This window comes from Paenibacillus sp. LRG-1 (genome assembly GCF_057220305.1).
Map to the genome: position 1 here is coordinate 2,487,294 of NZ_CM170126.1, position 16,096 is coordinate 2,503,389.

Below are 16,096 nucleotides of genomic sequence, written 5' to 3' on the forward strand. Positions count from 1 at the left end.
CTTTTTCTCAATTGTTTTACTACCCCTTTGAATTTAGGATGATTGTTAGATACAATGAAAGCGTTAACAAAAAAGAAGGTGAAACAAATGCTTCTCATGGGGAGGAAATGCAAATGAGTCTTCTGAGGGAGGCTTGGCCTGCTTCGCGGCTCGTTAAGGCGCTGGCTGGCGGCATGCAGGATTCAGCAAGGCAACGGTTAAGGAGTAATTGGACAAAAAGGCTGCGGACGACTGTCTCTGAGCCGATATACGCCGAACTTTGGATGGATATTGTGCGTGTCTGTAAAGATAATCGGGAAACATCATGGCCTGAACTGCCGTTGTCTCTGTTTCGGGAATTTACTAATACAGGAGAGCGCAAGCCGTATGAGGATGTGTACTTTGAACGGCGTGGACGACTGGTTGCTATAGTGCTTGAAGCTGTTGTCAAGCCGGAGCCTCGAAAGATGAAAGAGGTGGAAAGCGGTCTGCTGGACATATGTAGCGAGTACACATGGGCGCTTCCTGCACATGTCAATGAAGAGGACACAGTAACACCGCCTTGGCAGCAGGTGGATTTATTCGCGTCCGAAACAGCACAAACGCTGGTTGAAATTTTATTGCTGCTAGGAGAACAACTGGCTAGCCATGTGGTCGCTCAGGTGCACGAAGAGATTGAACGTCGTGTGCTGGAACCCGTTTTTTGGAAGCCTCGTCATTTTGGATGGGAAACCGCAGATCATAATTGGTCGGCAGTATGTGCTTCCGGTTGCGGAATTGCAGCATTGCTGCTGGTAGAAGACGACTTTTCCAGAGCGGTAGCCATCGAGAGTATGCTGGGCGCGCTGGATTGTTTTTTGGCAGGCTACAGAGAGGATGGGGGATGTCCCGAAGGCGTAGGTTACTGGGTATACGGCTTTGGTTATTTCACTTATTTTGCCGATATGCTGCGTGAGTTTACCGAGGGAACTGTGGATATTCTGAACTCGGAAAAGGTTAGGCAAATCGCAGCCTTTGCAGAGCGGGTTCATCTGTCGGATGGCATTTTCGCTAATTATTCGGACAGTAGTGAAACGGAACGATTGCCTTCCGGACTCATTTCTCATTTGAATTCTTTGCAAGGACGACCATCTACACTCCCTTTCCGCGTACCTGGTCTGTTGGAAGACCCCTGTCGCCGCTGGGCTCATGTATTGCGCAACTTGGTCTGGACGAATCCTCTGGCATTCGGGAGCGGTGAGACCGTTACCAATTATTTGCCGCAACTCGGTTGGCTGATGTGCCGCAGCTGCAGTTCCAGCCATAGTGGACCCGAAAGCCAAAAGGGTGAACCAGGTGTCATGCTTGCATTTTCAGCGAAGGCTGGGCATAACAATGAACCGCACAATCATAACGATCTTGGACATTTCATCCTTCATGGCGGTGGCGAAAATATATTGTGCGATCTGGGAGCAGGCTTGTACACGAAAGCCTATTTTTCATCGGGACGAGAGTCGATTATTAATATCTCCTCCGGCGGTCATTCCGTGCCTGTCATCAATGGGACTATGCAGCAATCGAGCGCACAGGCAAAGGCGGCTGTGCTGGATATTGCTTTGGATGAGCAGGAGGAGGTACAGACGGGCACAAGGCTTAAGCTTGATTTGACATCTGCTTATCCTGTAGAAGAATTGGCAGTCTTCACCCGCTCCTTTACATGGAATGTGCTGGAGGGAAACGAGGGGGCAAGGCTTACCGTCACAGATCATTTTGAGTTTGAAACGTCTGGCGTGAGCATGAAGTCACGGGATGTGGAGGAGCTTTTGATCAGTCGTATTCAGCCTAATCTGGGAGCAGGCTTCGTGGAATGGAAGGGAGCGAACGCAGGGGTCAGGTTAGATTATGATGCCAGCGTGCTGCGGGCGGGGTTGGAGGCTGTGAAGCACATAGATCATGACGGAGTTCCTTTTGTGTTTTATAAAACATCGCTGCAACTGGACTCCAATCAATGGAACGGTTCTGCAAGCGTAGATTGTAATCTGTTTTTTACCATACATTAATTTTCATTTTGAATGGGAGGCAGACAGGATGAATAAGCTGCAGACAGGCAGCGTGTACCCTTGGCAGACGGAGCTGGAGAGATTTATTGAACAGGTGGAAAGCGCGCCAAATCGAGTGAATGACGGTTGGACTCACCAACATAAGCTGGCTGTGCTGGAAAAGCTGGTTCGCGCATATGCCCTGCATCAGGACGAAACCGGAGCTATCATTGACCCCCATTCTGAAAGTGAACGGTACTACTCCACCCCCTCCTATGCGTTGGCTGCGGCGGTGTTGGTCAAAGAAGGCCGGCATGATTTACTGGAATCTGCTGCTGCGGCCTTGACGCATAGCATAGCTTGTGTAGTGGAGGAAAAAGCGCCAGATCACCACCCAGACTTTTTTCCAATTATGATGATGGGAGCGTATCGGCTCCTTAAAAATCTGCTGCCAGAACAAGCCATGGCATGGAAGCAGCAACTGAGCAGAATTCAGCCGGAGCAGACCTACATTTTTACGATGAGCAAAATGAAAAATCCGAACCGGATGATCAACTGGAATGCGATTATGATTTCCGGCGAGTTTTTGCGTGCAACGGAAGGAATTGCAGCCGATTCGGAATGGATGGAGACGTATATCCGCAGCTACCATTTGCCTCGTTTTACCAGGTTGGGCCTGTATCAGGATGGTCCGTTGGATCGGCCCAATAGCCCATTTGCCTACGATATCGTTACACGTTTTCATCTGGGCGTGATGCTGGAGAACGGATATGATGGCAGCTGCGCACTCGAACTGCGTGACCACCTTCGCAAGGGGGCGCTCAGCACATTACTGGCGCTATCCCCGCACGGGGAAATTCCGCCGCGTGGAAGAAGCGCCCAGCATCAGTGGAACGAATCGGCGGCGGCCTTTGTCTTTACAACACATGCACAGCAGGCTTTTACAGCAGGAGAGCATGGGCTCGCAGGTGCGTTCCGACGGGCAGCAGATCTATGCTGGCAAGCGATTAGCCGCTGGCAGACGGATGACGGCAAGCTGCATATCGTCCGCAACCATTATCCGTCCGAGGCACGGCATGGCTTTGAGGTGTACTCGAATCATACCTGCTACAGTCTGTGGACGGCGGCTGTGCTGGCCCACACCCTTCTACATGGTGAGGAGATGGATCGCATTTCCCCAACCTTCATCCCGGCGGAGATCGGCAGCCGGGTGTTGGCAACGGATGGCTGGTTCCAGACTGTCATTGCAGCCGTAGACGGGCAGCAAATGCTTGTGCAAACATCGGTCAACGACCCGTACAATATTCCGGGCATCGTGCGTATTCAGCAGTCTGCGCTGCCGTCGCTGATCGGTCCGTCCTCAGCAGGTCATGCAGACCGCGGCTTTACAGGCTTCGCGGAGGGAGATATTTTCCCGTTGAGCTATACCCCGGCCTGGCAAACGGAGGACGGAAAGTGGCACAGCTTGTCGGAGGGCATTCCCGGTACGCTGGAGTTCGACCGGGATGGAGGGATTGACCCGCAGGATGGTGGAGGAACCGTACAGATGGAACAAAGCTCAGCGTCTGACGGAGCAACGGATTTTACACTCCTGTGGGAAGGCCCATTCCCGGGAGTGAGGGAAATCCGAACGCATTATCGTCAGGTACCCGGCAAAATTGAAGTGGCGTATGAGCTTCAAGGCAATATTCAGAATGTAGGGGCACTTATTCCCCTAATGGCGTACGACGGTCGGGAGCGCAGTGTTATTCATCATGTCATGTCAGCTGGGAAAGAAACGGAAAGCATTCGAGTAGAATACGCAGGTGCAAGCCTTGAAGTCATCCCGACGACGGAAGGAACGAACGTGGTTTGGCCGGAAGAATTAGCTTCTGTGGCCTGTCGGAATGGTTTACTTAAGGGAGCGCGTCTGGAATGTGAAGGCAACCGCATTTCCTTTATCATTCGGTTACCTGAATAAATGGAACTGGTGTAGCCATATATATTTTTAAACATGTGGAAAAAGGGAGAGGAAAAAGAAATGACGAAAACAGAAGCGTGGCTGGAGCAATCGTGGGAGCTGGCTTTGGATAAAACGCTTGCCTTGGCGGCAAGACTGGGGGACGCTTTTCCACATGTTGCAGAGGGTGGACGTTATGATAATCGTGAAGAAGCGTGGTGGACAGCAGGCTTTTATCCGGGACTGCTATGGCTAGCCAATCGGGCGCGTCCTGACAGTGTGGCTGCCGGGATTGCACAGCGGTGCGAGGGTCGTTTGGAAAAAATACTCTATAATAGCGAAGCTGTAGACCATGATCTTGGCTTTATTTGGATGCTCAGCGGCGTGGCCGCCCACCGATTGAACGGAGATTCTGAGTCCAGAAGACGTGGGTTATTGGCTGCCAATCTGCTGGCTGCCCGTTTTAACGTGAATGGCCGTTTTATTCGTGCGTGGAACTTCCCCTCGAAGGACATGGATACACGGGGCGTTGCGATTATAGACAGTATGATGAATCTACCCCTGCTTTATTGGGCTTCGGAGGAAAGCGGAGATCCGCGTTTTGCCGCTCTCGCTGTGCAGCATGCAGATACCGTAGCACGTGAATTTGTCCGTTCGGATGGCTCTATCGCACATGTGATCGAATTCGATCCGGAGATTGGAAAAAAGGTCGCCGAGCATGGTGGACAGGGATTTGCTCCCGGTTCTGCCTGGGCACGTGGCACGGCTTGGGCTTTGTATGGTTTTACGCTTTCGTATGGGTACACGCGCGATTCGCGTTATTTGAAGGTGGCCGAGAACACGGCTGACTTTTTCCTGTCCCAGCTGGGCGATGCTTGCCTGCCTGTGTGGGATTTTAGAGCAGAAGAAGAGCACCGCGGGGCATGGGATTCATCGGCGGCGGCAATTGCGGCCAGTGGTTTGCTGGAGCTGGCAAAATATTCGACGCGTGCAGAGCATTTTACAGAAGCTGCAGCATCTATCCTCGAGGGCTTGCATCATACATGTACGGCGTGGGGCGAGGAGCATGAGGGATTGCTGATGAACGGGACTGTACATTATCCTGAGCAAAAATACATCAACGTTCCCATTATCTATGGCGATTATTTCTTTGTCGAGGCATTGGCAAAGCTGCGCGGAGAAGAAGGTTTGTTTAGTGTTGAATGCAAAAAAATATAGTGTATAAGCGTGCAAGAACGAACTCATTTTAATCATACGGTCGTTTGTCAGATTTACGGAATGAATTGTGAAGCAGCGTGTGTGTAATTTCATTTACATATACGCTGTTTTTTTATGCATGAAAAGGCTGGATTTATTTCGATGCCAAAGTACTACTTATAGGGGGTTAAGAGATTGTGGCTGAGCTTATTTTGTACCCAATCAGAGAAAAATCATTGATATAAGCTCTTAACTCCTATGAAAATTTTCATTTTGATGCATGGAAATAGGTCCTTTTACTTGTTTAAGAGCATTTACTCGTAAATTGACAATATAGGTGGGTAACCGTATGATATCTTTTTGTGTAAAGGAATAAACTGGATTTTAAATCTCATTTGCAAAAGGAGTTATACATATCATGACAGCAACAAGTGATTGTACAAAAAGAATATACGGAGGATTTTGGATAAGAACGGCAGCGTTTGTGATTGATCTGATCATCCTTACTGCCATAGTCCTTTTAGTAGGAGGCGCAATTTACATTATCCCAGATCTTCTGGGCATAAAGGAGACGGGTTTCATACAAGTACTGCTTATGTTGTGGCCGCTGATCTTATGGCTCGTAGTGCCATGGTTGTACTGTGTGTTATGGGAATCATCGAAGGTAAGAGCAACACCGGGTAAGCTGGTGTTCTCTTTAATTGTTGTAGACAAGGAAGGAAAGCGTCTTGGATTCTTACATGCCTCAGGACGTTATTGGATTAAAGCCATTTCTTTTGTAATTGCTCATATTATTTATATTGTGGTTGCTTTTACTGCCAAAAAACAGGGACTCCACGATCTTTGTACCAACACCTTTGTTGTGAATAAAAAGGAGTTGCAGCACATGAGCAGCAATTGTCCTTCACTCCAGTAGCTTCAAATATCATGAATTAAGGAAATTTCCGTTGCAGAAGATGGGTCTATTATGTAATATTAAGTGAATGATAATGATTATCATTTTCTATAGACTATATAACTTGGAGGATACATCCATATGCTACATGTAAAAAAATCGACCAAACTCCCTATACTGGCGGGAGTACTGCTCATTATAGCCGTTGTACTATCAGCTTGTAGCTCTCAAGGAAATGTTGCCCAAACTTCCCCTACAGCAGGACAGGCTGCAAACAGCACGGTTCAAAAGGAAGAGGCATCAACAACGCCGACCACCCGAGAATATACAGACTCTCAAAAACGTAAAGTAACGATTCCGGTAAATCCACAGCGGATCGTTTATGTAGGCAGTGATCCGGGGGATTTGCTTGCCTTGGGTGTACGTCCAGCAGGTGCGAGTCTGAGTGTCATTCAGTCACAAATTGTGTATGCGGACCTTACCAAGGATATTACCGATGTAGGCTACCCAGTGAATCTGGAAAAAGTGACGATGCTGAAACCGGACCTTATTCTTCACGACAATTGGGATGAAAAGGCGATTGATACGTTAGCTAAAATTGCACCTACCGTGGCTCTTCATTCCGACCAGGCAACTTTTGAACGTATGCAGGAGCTAGGTAAACTTCTTGGAAAAACTAAAGAGGCAGACCAATTCAAAACCTTATATGACGAGAAGGCCAAACAAATGAAGGCCAAGCTGGATGTTGACATTAAGCCAGGAGAGACAGCGACAGTGTTGTTAGTTATGGGGAAGAACCTGTATGTTATGGGACATCAGGGTGCATCCGTGTCCTTGTATGATGTGCTTGGCTTTAAACCGGCTCCCAAGGTACAAACAGACCTGATTGATAAAAAAGAGCGCTTTGCTACCATTTCTAACGAGGTGCTTCCTGCATTTATCGGGGATGAACTATTTATTCTGTCGGATCAGAGTAAAGAAACAGTTGCAGTTACTAATAATCTGATGAACAGTGAAATATGGAAGACCATTCCCGCGGTTCAAAACAAACGGGTATATACACTCGACAGCTCATGGAATTTTGATGATGCCATCACGAGAGAACGGCTTCTTGAACAAATTCCAGATTTGATGAAGCAAAAGTAAACATGGAACCAGCCAGTGCCTGAAAGCATTAGCTGGTTTCTTTGTTTTCTCATTATGCTATGAATACTTCCCTTGCTTAACCTATCTCTTATCAAGCTTTCTCCACCAAATCCTTCGCCAAATCCTCCTCGTAGCATACTCACACAAACGAACCCTGATGTCCTTTATTTATAGAATTTCATGGCGAAATAAAAAATGTAAGCTGTTCTTACAGTTTTCATGTTCTTTTTAGCTTGTTTTGCGTTATAATGAAAGGATGCACATTATGAACGAATTGGAGGCACAGCCCGATTGACTACTTACCCTTTTGCCTTTGATCCGTCCAAGCCGTTTATTGAGCAGGCAAGTGACTGGATTGCGGATGTATTTTATGAAGTTTTGCCTGAAGTCGGCTTTGAGGTTCGGGATGAACAAATTTATATGGCATTCCAGCTAGAACGTGCCTATAAGGAAAAAAAGACCATTTTTGCAGAAGCAGGTGTGGGCACTGGTAAAACGCTGGTATACCTGCTGTACGCTATTGCATATGCTCGATACATGAGAAAACCGGCGATTATCGCCTGTGCGGATGAATCGTTAATTGAACAATTGGTAAAGCCGGAAGGGGATATCGCCAAGCTGGCACGGCATTTGAGTCTGACGATTGATGCCAGATTGGGGAAGTCGCCGGATCAGTATATTTGCCTGAATAAGCTGGATGAGGTGCGAGGCGGACTGGATGAGGACGCAGATATTTTCCGTGATATTTATCAGGAACTGCCGGATTTTGTTCATTTTCCAGATACGTTACAGTCCTTCACTCCTTACGGAAATCGGAAGGAGTATCCCGAGCTAACAGATGGACAGTGGAGCAGACTCGGATGGGATGTATTTCAAGACTGTCTCGTTTGCCATCAGCGCCATCGTTGCGGTCAGACGTTGTCTCGTGATCATTACCGCAAAGCGGCAGATCTGGTCATTTGCTCTCATGACTTTTATATGGAGCATGTATGGACCTACGAAGCGAGAAAGCGCGAGGGTCAGCTGCCGTTGCTGCCGGAGCACAGCTCTGTCGTCTTTGACGAAGGGCATCTGCTGGAGACAGCGGCACAAAATGCACTTACCTACAAGCTTAAGCACGCTCAGTTTGAGTCTATTATTACCCGACTTCTCGAGGGGGAAGTGCGAGAATCTTTGGCAATGACGATCGAAGATGCGATCTCCCAAAGTGAGGTTTTGTTCGCTGCGCTTGATAAGAACAGTCAGCCTGTACAGGGTTCTAATCGCAAGGAGTTCATCCTGAATGAGTCGCTGATTCGAGAGGTAAACCGCTTTGGTGAATTGATCGGCACGATCGAAGAAGAGCTTGTATTTGAAAGCGGGCTATTCTCTTTGGATGAGTATCAAGTCAAAATTGTGGAAGAACATTTGGAAATGATTCAAACCGCATTGGCTTTGTTTAAGCGTCCTGAACTTCTCATTTCGTGGGTGATGGAGGATCAGGATGGGTTAACGCTTGTGGTTATGCCGAAGATGGTAAAAGAGATTCTCAAAGAACGAGTATTTGCGCAGCATATACCAATCGTATTCTCTTCAGCTACGCTTTCCGTAGAGAGCTCTTTTGACTATATGGCACAGAGTCTCGGTATTGAAAATCCACTAACGTTTTCTGTTGCTTCACCTTATGACTACAGCGATCAGATGCAAGCTGCACTGTACCCGTTGCAAGTGGGGCATGATCCAATCCAGAGAGCGCTGACACTGCTGGAGAAATCGCAGGGAAGAGCGCTTATCCTGTTTCCTTCACAGGAGGAACTGGCTGCATTCAAGAAGGATCTCGTTGCTTACCCGGAGGCATCAGCCTATCGTTTTCTGTACGAAGGTTCGGCTGAAATCAGCCATCTGATCTCAGCTTTTCAGAATGATGAGGAAAGTGTGTTGTGCGCTGTTACATTATGGGAAGGATTGGATATTCCTGGACCTTCTCTGTCGCACGTCATTATCTGGTCACTGCCATTTCCTCCGAATGATCCGGTTTTTACGGCTCTGCGCAAGGATGCAGCAGATCCGTTTATTCAGATAGATATGCCTCACATGGCACTTAGACTCAGACAAGGCATAGGGCGTTTAATTCGCTCGCGTAATGATCGAGGCTGGATATCCATCATGGGCCAGGATTTGAGACGTCAAGAAGTACGCACACAAGTTGAACAACTACTGCCTGCGGGCGTAGAATGCACCGTAATTGAAGGAAACCCGGAGGGAATAAAAACATGTTGAATTTTACAACGTACACAGTAGATCAGATTAAAGATGCTTTTGGTATTTTGACTGGACAGCGTTATGAATTTATCATTGATGTAGAGGTAGAGGAGGACGACGAGCTATACACTGAAAACGGACTGTATATCCGTTGTCTTTATTTAGTAGACGAAGAAAAGACGGGACTGCTAAAGTATGAATTAATTGAAAAAGTAACGAATAGTTACATTGATCTTGAACTTGAAGATGATGAGCTGCAAGCTGTTGAGAACTTCTGTAAAGAACATGTACAGGATGAAACAGTGAAGTAACAGTGAAGTAACAGTATAGAACACTTAGCTAGTACAGCTGGTGTATAGCTAACATATAATGAAGATATCAAGGAGTCCTGGGATGACCAGGCTCCTTTTTTATGGTCTAATGAAGAGAACTTATTTGCTCTAGCGCAGTCTATCCCACACATTCACCATAAACAGCATAGTCCCCCCCGCGAGTAACACCCACCCTATGGCGACCCAAACTCCAGCCTCTGGAACCTCGTAATTTTCACCTATAATTGCCAATATCAACACAGGCAGACCGATATTATGCATCCAAAAATGGATATGTGCCAGAATAGTAACTGAAAGTGCAGGAAAGGTCACATAGATCAGACCTATAATTCCAAGTGCAATCCAACCCAACAAATGAATATGAGACTGAACATTGGACAGGCTGTAATCACCCGACAAGCCAATAATTACACTAAGCAGCACACTGAGGGCAAAATATACGGCAGCTATCTTCAGAAATTGCTTTCCCATATATGAACTCCTCCTTATGTTGCACGGGGATATTTTGTGACATCTTCTCTATCATATCGAGCAAGCAGGCAGGGTGTGTGGGTATTGTGACTGGTCCATTTGACAAAAGCTTCAAATACACATAAAATCTTATTGCATCAATACTTACCGTATTACTATGTTTTCTCGGAGATGATAGAGAACTTCTCCGACAAAAGGCGTTAATTTTTGACCATTGGTTTATTTTGGATTCGCCATTAAAAGGAGCTTGAAATTATGAATGTATATCAAAATACCCTTGAACTCATCGGACGTACGCCATTAGTGGAGCTGAACAGCTATTCTCTACCGAGAGGAATTCGCCTGTTTGCGAAGCTGGAGTTTATGAACCCCGGCGGCAGCGTAAAGGATCGGGTAGGTAAGGCTCTAATTGAAAAAGCATTAAAAACAGGTCAGTTGAAGCCAGGTGGGACATTAATTGAAGCAACAGCAGGCAACGCAGGTATTGGTCTTGCGATGGCGGCGCTTCATTATAATATCTCGGTTATTTTTGCTGTGCCTGAGAAGTTCAGCCAAGAGAAGCAGGACCTGATGAAGGCATTGGGAGCACGCATCGTTCATACCCCGACAAGTGAGGGGATGAAAGGAGCTATCGAAAAAACAAAAGAATTGGCTGCTGAAATAAAAGATGCATACTTGCCACGGCAATTCAGTAATCCGGATAATCCCGAGGCATATTATACGACAATGGGACCTGAAATATGGAACGATCTGGACGGCAAAGTGGACGTATTTGTGGCAGGTGCAGGCTCGGGGGGAACGTTTATGGGAACCTCGCGTTATCTTAAGGAACAAAATGCAGCCCTTAAAACGGTCATCGTGGAGCCGGAAGGGTCCATTTTGAATGGCGGCGAGTCAGGTCCACATAAAACGGAAGGAATTGGCATGGAATTAATCCCTGAATTTGTGGATAAAGGATATTTTAATGCCATTCACACCATTAGCGATGTTGATGCTTTTGACCGTGTCAAGGAACTGGCTGCACGTGAAGGTCTTCTCGTTGGCAGTTCTTCAGGGTCTGCTTTACATGCCGCTTTACTGGAAGCCGAAAATGCACCGGATGGCGCACATATTGTTACCATTTTCCCGGATAGCAGCGAACGTTATCTGAGCAAAAAAATATATGAAGGCGGGATATAAAATGAAACGCAAAACAAAACTGATTCACGGCGGGCTTCCTACCGATCCCCATACAGGCGCGGTTAACGTTCCTATTTATCAGGTAAGCACTTATGAGCAAGAGGAAATTGGCGTCCATAAGGGATACGAATATTCGCGTACAGGCAATCCGACCCGGTTTGCTCTGGAGGAGCTGATCAAGGATCTGGAGGAAGGAAAGCGTGGTTTTGCTTTCGGTTCGGGTATGGCAGCAATCCATGCGGTATTTTCACTGTTTAATGCAGGGGATCATATTTTGCTGACCGATGATGTATACGGAGGCACCTACCGTATTGTAAGCAAAGTCCTCAGCCGTATCGGAATTGAGTCCACATTTGTGGATACGACTGACCTGGAAGCCATCTCCAAAGCAATTCGTCCGAATACGAAGGCATTGTATGTCGAAACGCCAACGAACCCGCTTTTGAAGGTTACGGATATCCGCGCTGTTTCGGAGCTTGTAAAAAAACATGATCTTTTATTGATCGTCGACAACACATTTGCTACCCCTTATTGGCAGACGCCAATTACACTTGGGGCTGATATCGTCATTCACTCTGCTACCAAGTATTTGGGCGGCCATAGCGATGTTGTAGCCGGTCTGGCTGTTGTGAACAGCGACGAGCTGGGAGAACAACTTCATTTTCTGCAAAACGCCATTGGTGCTATTCTCGGCCCGCAAGATTCTTGGTTATTGATCCGAGGTATTAAAACATTGGGTCTGCGTATGGAAGCGATTGAGCAAAATGCGAAGGAAATTGCAGCCTTTTTGGAAAAACATCCGAAGGTTAGCAAAGTGTACTATCCTGGACTGGAAAGCCATGCACAGCATGAACTGTCCAAAATCCAGGCCGAAGGCTTTGGCGGCATCATTTCCTTTGATGTAGGTAGCGACGCTAACGCGGTTGCACTTCTGAAAAAGGTGAAATATTTTACACTGGCTGAAAGCTTGGGAGCGGTTGAAAGTCTGATTAGTGTTCCGGCACGTATGACGCACGCCTCTATTCCAGTAGAACGTCGTGCAGAGCTAGGTATTACCGAAGGTTTGGTGCGGATTTCGGTTGGGATTGAAGATCTGGAAGATTTGATCGAAGATTTGCAGGCAGCATTGTAAGAAAATAATCGTAATGTTCAAGAGAGGTAGCTGAGGCTGCCTCTTTTTTTGTGTATTGTAGAATAAAGTATTGCTTTCCCTTAATAACCGAGTATAATACTTGGTAATAGATTGAGCCATAAGGAGAGAGACCCTATGAAACAGATAAAAACACGCAGTTACCTGCAGGTAGATGACTATCTGGATCTTCTTAATTATGCGAAACAATTGAACGATATAGAGTGGCAACAGGAGCTCAAAGAAGCCCTGCGGCATCAATTGCTGGAGAATGGCAAAGAGACTAAAGATTCTGAGATTAATACGCTGTGGCGGCATTTTGATCAGATTAACGATGAATTGCTGAGGTTGTTTGATCTCTTACGAAATAGTAATAACGCGGCGGATCGAAACTCGTGGAGCGAACAGATTTGGGAGCTAAAGTTAGAACGCATTAAGTTGGAAAAGCAAATTCAAGCGAGTTATGCACATTTTTAAAATAGTAACTTCACCCTAAACATACTATACCCTAGTATTGTTAGCAACAATCATGGCAGCATTAAATAGGTTTTTAGATATAGAAATTTTTAATAACGAAGTGAAGCACTCTGCTTTCTTCGTTTTTTTTGTTTTATCATAGCTACTTTTTTGAGAAGAACAGAGGAGTACGTAGAGGTAATAACGAATAGTTTTATATAGTTAAATTGAATGTTAAACGGAATATAACCGCGACTACGTCTCTGAGGAAACAAAAACCTGGAGGGGGAATGTTATGAGGTTCACACATCTGGAAAAAGCAACAACTGTGCTGTCGGATCATCCGGTACGTCTGAGGTCTGCTTATGCAGTCGGTCCGGTCATGCTCCCGGAAAATTGCGGTGTGGGCAGGGAATGGACAAGTTATTTTGCCCATGAGGAATGGAATTTGGAAAAGGCTTGTGATGAAGAAGGAGTAGAGCTTTCAGCCGGAGGAAAGGCAACTTGCCGATTATTGACCGAGCTGGATCCTCGGACTGCCGAACTAAATCTAGGTGTTTTTCCGCCTTTGGCCGAACAAGAAAGGCTTTTGCTGGTTTCAAATCTTCGTTGTATGGCTGCACAGGAAGTGATTTTCAGACCCTTTGAAGGAACGGGACAAATTTGGATAGATGGCACACTGGTATATGCGGAATCCGGTCCTTTTCGCTTGTATCTGGAGGAAGGCGATCACACGGTAGTTATCATTGCTGCGTTTATTCCCGAGGAGGCCCGCTCTATTCGTATCAGTGGAAATCAGGTATGCGACGAACCAGATGTGACAGAACTGCAACGTGAATTTGTAGAGCGTAATATACGTTTTCATATGGCTTGGTTAGAGGTTGAGAAAAGTGCTGGCAGGGAGGGTGACGACAGCCCGATCTTATTTTATTTACTGCGTAAGGATCGGATAGATCTTCCCTTAGATCAAACGTTATGGGTCGAGGTAACGAATGATGAAGGCATGAAGCTGGATCGCTTTCCAGCACATTGGGAGCAGGAGCAAAGCTATGACTGGGACGAGGAAAAGGCCAGGAATACGGGAATGCTGCACTTCACCGTTACATATCGGGATCATGAGGCTGTGGAGCATCATTTTGTGTATTCGGCACTTGTGCGGCCTTTGTCAGTCGTCGTGGAGGGCTTGCAGGAAGAGTATGACCGGTACATTCAAGCCCGCGCTATAGATATTCTTCATTCTGCGCAGAAAATACAAATAGAGGGCCTGCTTGAGGAATTAAAAAGGTTAACGGATTTGCCGGAAGATCCTTTTGAAATCTGGGATTACCGGGTTGTACGTGAATATATCAAGCTATTAAAACAAATCTTCACGTGTGGACATGCCGAACAGTCACACTCCCCGTCCTTACTTCAAGAAGAACACATCTTTTTGTCTAATGACGGAATTGGGGAAGGATTTTTTGTCTCCCGTTTGGACAATAGTTTGCAACGCTATACCATTCAGCTTCCCAGAAGCTATTCGACTGACCGACAGTATCCTCTGATCGTTCTGATGCCAGGCAAGCGATATGAACTGGGCTTGCCGGATTTTCAGAATCGAGGTTTTGGGCAAGGCTGGGAAGAGGAAGCTATATTCGTTACTTTTTCATGCCGTGGTGTAACGTTGGGCAGTTATATTGGAGAAGCTGCTTTTTTGGAGGCGCTGGATGTCATACTGCAAGCGTACCGAGTGGACGAAGAGCGGATCTATCTGACGGGTTATTCGAACGGAGCATATGCGGCCTGGGCGATGGCACAGGCTTATCCTTCTCGGTTTGCGGCTATTGCGGTTATCTCTGGAGCGCCACATCCCAAGCATCTGATAAATCTGTTGAATATGCCAATATTGAATGTATGCGGAGATCAGGATTACTTATTTGCACAAGCATACACAGCCCCTGTAACAGAGCTTCCATCTGATCATTTTAAAGGTGTCGTAGAGCGGCAGTCTAATCACTGGGATACGCATGAGCTGAGACTTCTGGACGGCGTACTGGGTTGGCTTATGCAATGGAAAAGGGATGTCGTACCTCAGCGTATTGCCTATCGGACGGAACGGGGCAGACATAACCGGGCTTACTGGCTGGAACTGACGCGAATGGATGAAAATGAGGAATATGCCGAGTTGTACGGTGAAATGAGTGCCACAGGTGAGTTGGATATTGAGGCAGTTCACGCCGAAGAATTTATCATTCATCTTTCTCAAGAGGTCATGCCCTTGGAATTGGCCCAAGTTCGTATCGGAGCCCGTATTTTCGTGTTGGACTTGCGGGAATACAGCCGCTTTCGCTTTGTTAAAACACACTCACATAAACGTCCCTCACCTGAATACCGTTTGATTGCCGAACGGGAGGAAGAAAGCAGTGAATGCTTTTCAAAAGAATCGGATGCCAAAAAGGAAATTGTGGATTCGAAAAGCGTGGGAAGAAACGTTTTGAGCCATGGTATGGGTGTGCTTGACGTTTATATGGATCGTCTTCACATTGTCCTTCCATCCAGCTATGCTACACCGGAGGAAGAGCAGGCGGTGAGACGGACGGCGAACGCCTTGGCTAGCCCACGAACAGCGACTTGGAATCCGTATATCGGTGTTCATTATCCGGTGGTGTCTTCCAATGATATTACAGAGGAAGCACTGGCTGATAGCAACGTGATATGTGTCACTTCGGGCTTGTCCAGACATGAGCTGCTTCAGAAGCACCAAGCTGATCTGCAAATTACATGTACGGAGGAAGGGTATACATTGGGCGGCGATTTTACGGCAGGCGAGTATTGTCTGTCATATATTCAACCTAGCCCATGGTCTGCAACCCAGCAAATGCTTGTCGTAGCGACCAATTCCCCCCGTATGTTGGGTAAAAACCTATTTATGCGCAGACTGATTATGCCTGGATATTTTAATGGTTTACACCCATATTTGAATAAAGAGATTATTGTGTATGATAGCAAGGGAGTGCGTGCTTTTAACTTTACTTCCATCAGACATGCGCAGCAAAAACTGCAAGGCCAATAAAGAAGACAGCTAATTAGACACGATAATCCTAAAATAAAAAAACGTCCGGAGTTGGGGAGGGG

The 16,096-nt window shown here is 46.6% G+C and carries 12 protein-coding genes; 11 read left to right on the plus strand and 1 reads right to left on the minus strand.

The genetic code is table 11. The annotated features are described in order from the left end of the window. The first annotated feature begins 113 nt into the window (after positions 1-113). The 7 genes from ACUUJN_RS11395 to ACUUJN_RS11425 all read left to right on the plus strand — a co-directional run bounded on the left by ACUUJN_RS11395 (position 114) and on the right by ACUUJN_RS11425 (position 9,726). The gene (locus ACUUJN_RS11395) at positions 114-2,018 is read left to right on the plus strand and encodes a heparinase II/III domain-containing protein (RefSeq protein ID WP_484669647.1); all 1,905 of its coding nucleotides are present in this window, start codon (positions 114-116) and stop codon (positions 2,016-2,018) included. A 28-nt stretch (positions 2,019-2,046) separates the two neighbouring features. Then, complete coding sequence (locus tag ACUUJN_RS11400) at positions 2,047-3,957, plus strand: hypothetical protein (protein ID WP_028542367.1); 1,911 nt, start codon at positions 2,047-2,049, stop codon at positions 3,955-3,957. Between the two features lie 60 nt (positions 3,958-4,017). Then, complete coding sequence (locus tag ACUUJN_RS11405) at positions 4,018-5,154, plus strand: glycoside hydrolase family 88 protein (RefSeq protein ID WP_075154127.1); 1,137 nt, start codon at positions 4,018-4,020, stop codon at positions 5,152-5,154. Between the two features lie 397 nt (positions 5,155-5,551). Continuing rightward, positions 5,552-6,049 carry an RDD family protein gene (locus ACUUJN_RS11410; protein ID WP_023988373.1) on the plus strand — a complete coding sequence of 166 codons (498 nt, stop codon included), beginning with the start codon at positions 5,552-5,554 and terminating at the stop codon, positions 6,047-6,049. Positions 6,050-6,169: 120 nt separating this feature from the next. Continuing rightward, positions 6,170-7,174: an ABC transporter substrate-binding protein gene (locus ACUUJN_RS11415; RefSeq protein ID WP_023988374.1), complete on the plus strand. Its 1,005-nt coding sequence runs from the start codon at positions 6,170-6,172 to the stop codon at positions 7,172-7,174. Between the two features lie 291 nt (positions 7,175-7,465). Further along, positions 7,466-9,433, plus strand: coding sequence for an ATP-dependent DNA helicase (locus ACUUJN_RS11420; RefSeq protein WP_339201974.1), 1,968 nt, complete (start codon positions 7,466-7,468; stop codon positions 9,431-9,433). Beyond that, positions 9,427-9,726 (plus strand): DUF6509 family protein, encoded by a 300-nt coding sequence (locus ACUUJN_RS11425; protein ID WP_023988376.1) that lies wholly within the window; start codon positions 9,427-9,429, stop codon positions 9,724-9,726. The genes ACUUJN_RS11420 and ACUUJN_RS11425 overlap by 7 nt, the downstream gene beginning before the upstream one ends. A gap of 129 nt (positions 9,727-9,855) precedes the next feature. On the opposite strand, the gene ACUUJN_RS11430 is transcribed toward ACUUJN_RS11425, so the two are convergent. Then, positions 9,856-10,218 carry a hypothetical protein gene (locus ACUUJN_RS11430; RefSeq protein ID WP_220027749.1) on the minus strand — a complete coding sequence of 121 codons (363 nt, stop codon included), beginning with the start codon at positions 10,216-10,218 and terminating at the stop codon, positions 9,856-9,858. 255 nt (positions 10,219-10,473) lie between these two features. On the opposite strand from ACUUJN_RS11430, the gene ACUUJN_RS11435 reads away from it, so the two are divergent. The 4 genes from ACUUJN_RS11435 (at position 10,474) to ACUUJN_RS11450 (ending at position 16,034) form a co-directional block, all read left to right on the plus strand. Further along, on the plus strand, positions 10,474-11,397 hold the full coding sequence (locus ACUUJN_RS11435; protein ID WP_023988377.1) for a PLP-dependent cysteine synthase family protein: 924 nt from the start codon (positions 10,474-10,476) through the stop codon (positions 11,395-11,397). 1 nt (position 11,398) lies between these two features. Further along, a complete protein-coding gene (locus ACUUJN_RS11440) occupies positions 11,399-12,529 on the plus strand; it encodes a bifunctional cystathionine gamma-lyase/homocysteine desulfhydrase (RefSeq protein ID WP_025724184.1) in 1,131 nt (376 codons plus the stop codon). A gap of 135 nt (positions 12,530-12,664) precedes the next feature. After that, positions 12,665-13,003: a hypothetical protein gene (locus tag ACUUJN_RS11445; RefSeq protein WP_023988379.1), complete on the plus strand. Its 339-nt coding sequence runs from the start codon at positions 12,665-12,667 to the stop codon at positions 13,001-13,003. Between the two features lie 274 nt (positions 13,004-13,277). Further along, positions 13,278-16,034 (plus strand): PHB depolymerase family esterase, encoded by a 2,757-nt coding sequence (locus ACUUJN_RS11450; protein ID WP_484669648.1) that lies wholly within the window; start codon positions 13,278-13,280, stop codon positions 16,032-16,034. Positions 16,035-16,096: the final 62 nt, after the last annotated feature.

What these genes read in the sequence shown, in the direction of transcription:
- ACUUJN_RS11395 (WP_484669647.1), top strand. Translation starts at nt 114, where the DNA reads ATGAGTCTTCTGAGGGAGGCTTGGCCTGCTTCGCGGCTCGTTAAGGCG.
- ACUUJN_RS11400 (WP_028542367.1), top strand. Translation starts at nt 2,047, where the DNA reads ATGAATAAGCTGCAGACAGGCAGCGTGTACCCTTGGCAGACGGAGCTG.
- ACUUJN_RS11405 (WP_075154127.1), top strand. Translation starts at nt 4,018, where the DNA reads ATGACGAAAACAGAAGCGTGGCTGGAGCAATCGTGGGAGCTGGCTTTG.
- ACUUJN_RS11410 (WP_023988373.1), top strand. Translation starts at nt 5,552, where the DNA reads ATGACAGCAACAAGTGATTGTACAAAAAGAATATACGGAGGATTTTGG.
- ACUUJN_RS11415 (WP_023988374.1), top strand. Translation starts at nt 6,170, where the DNA reads ATGCTACATGTAAAAAAATCGACCAAACTCCCTATACTGGCGGGAGTA.
- ACUUJN_RS11425 (WP_023988376.1), top strand. Translation starts at nt 9,427, where the DNA reads ATGTTGAATTTTACAACGTACACAGTAGATCAGATTAAAGATGCTTTT.
- ACUUJN_RS11430 (WP_220027749.1), bottom strand. Translation starts at nt 10,218, where the DNA reads ATGGGAAAGCAATTTCTGAAGATAGCTGCCGTATATTTTGCCCTCAGT.
- ACUUJN_RS11435 (WP_023988377.1), top strand. Translation starts at nt 10,474, where the DNA reads ATGAATGTATATCAAAATACCCTTGAACTCATCGGACGTACGCCATTA.
- ACUUJN_RS11440 (WP_025724184.1), top strand. Translation starts at nt 11,399, where the DNA reads ATGAAACGCAAAACAAAACTGATTCACGGCGGGCTTCCTACCGATCCC.
- ACUUJN_RS11445 (WP_023988379.1), top strand. Translation starts at nt 12,665, where the DNA reads ATGAAACAGATAAAAACACGCAGTTACCTGCAGGTAGATGACTATCTG.
- ACUUJN_RS11450 (WP_484669648.1), top strand. Translation starts at nt 13,278, where the DNA reads ATGAGGTTCACACATCTGGAAAAAGCAACAACTGTGCTGTCGGATCAT.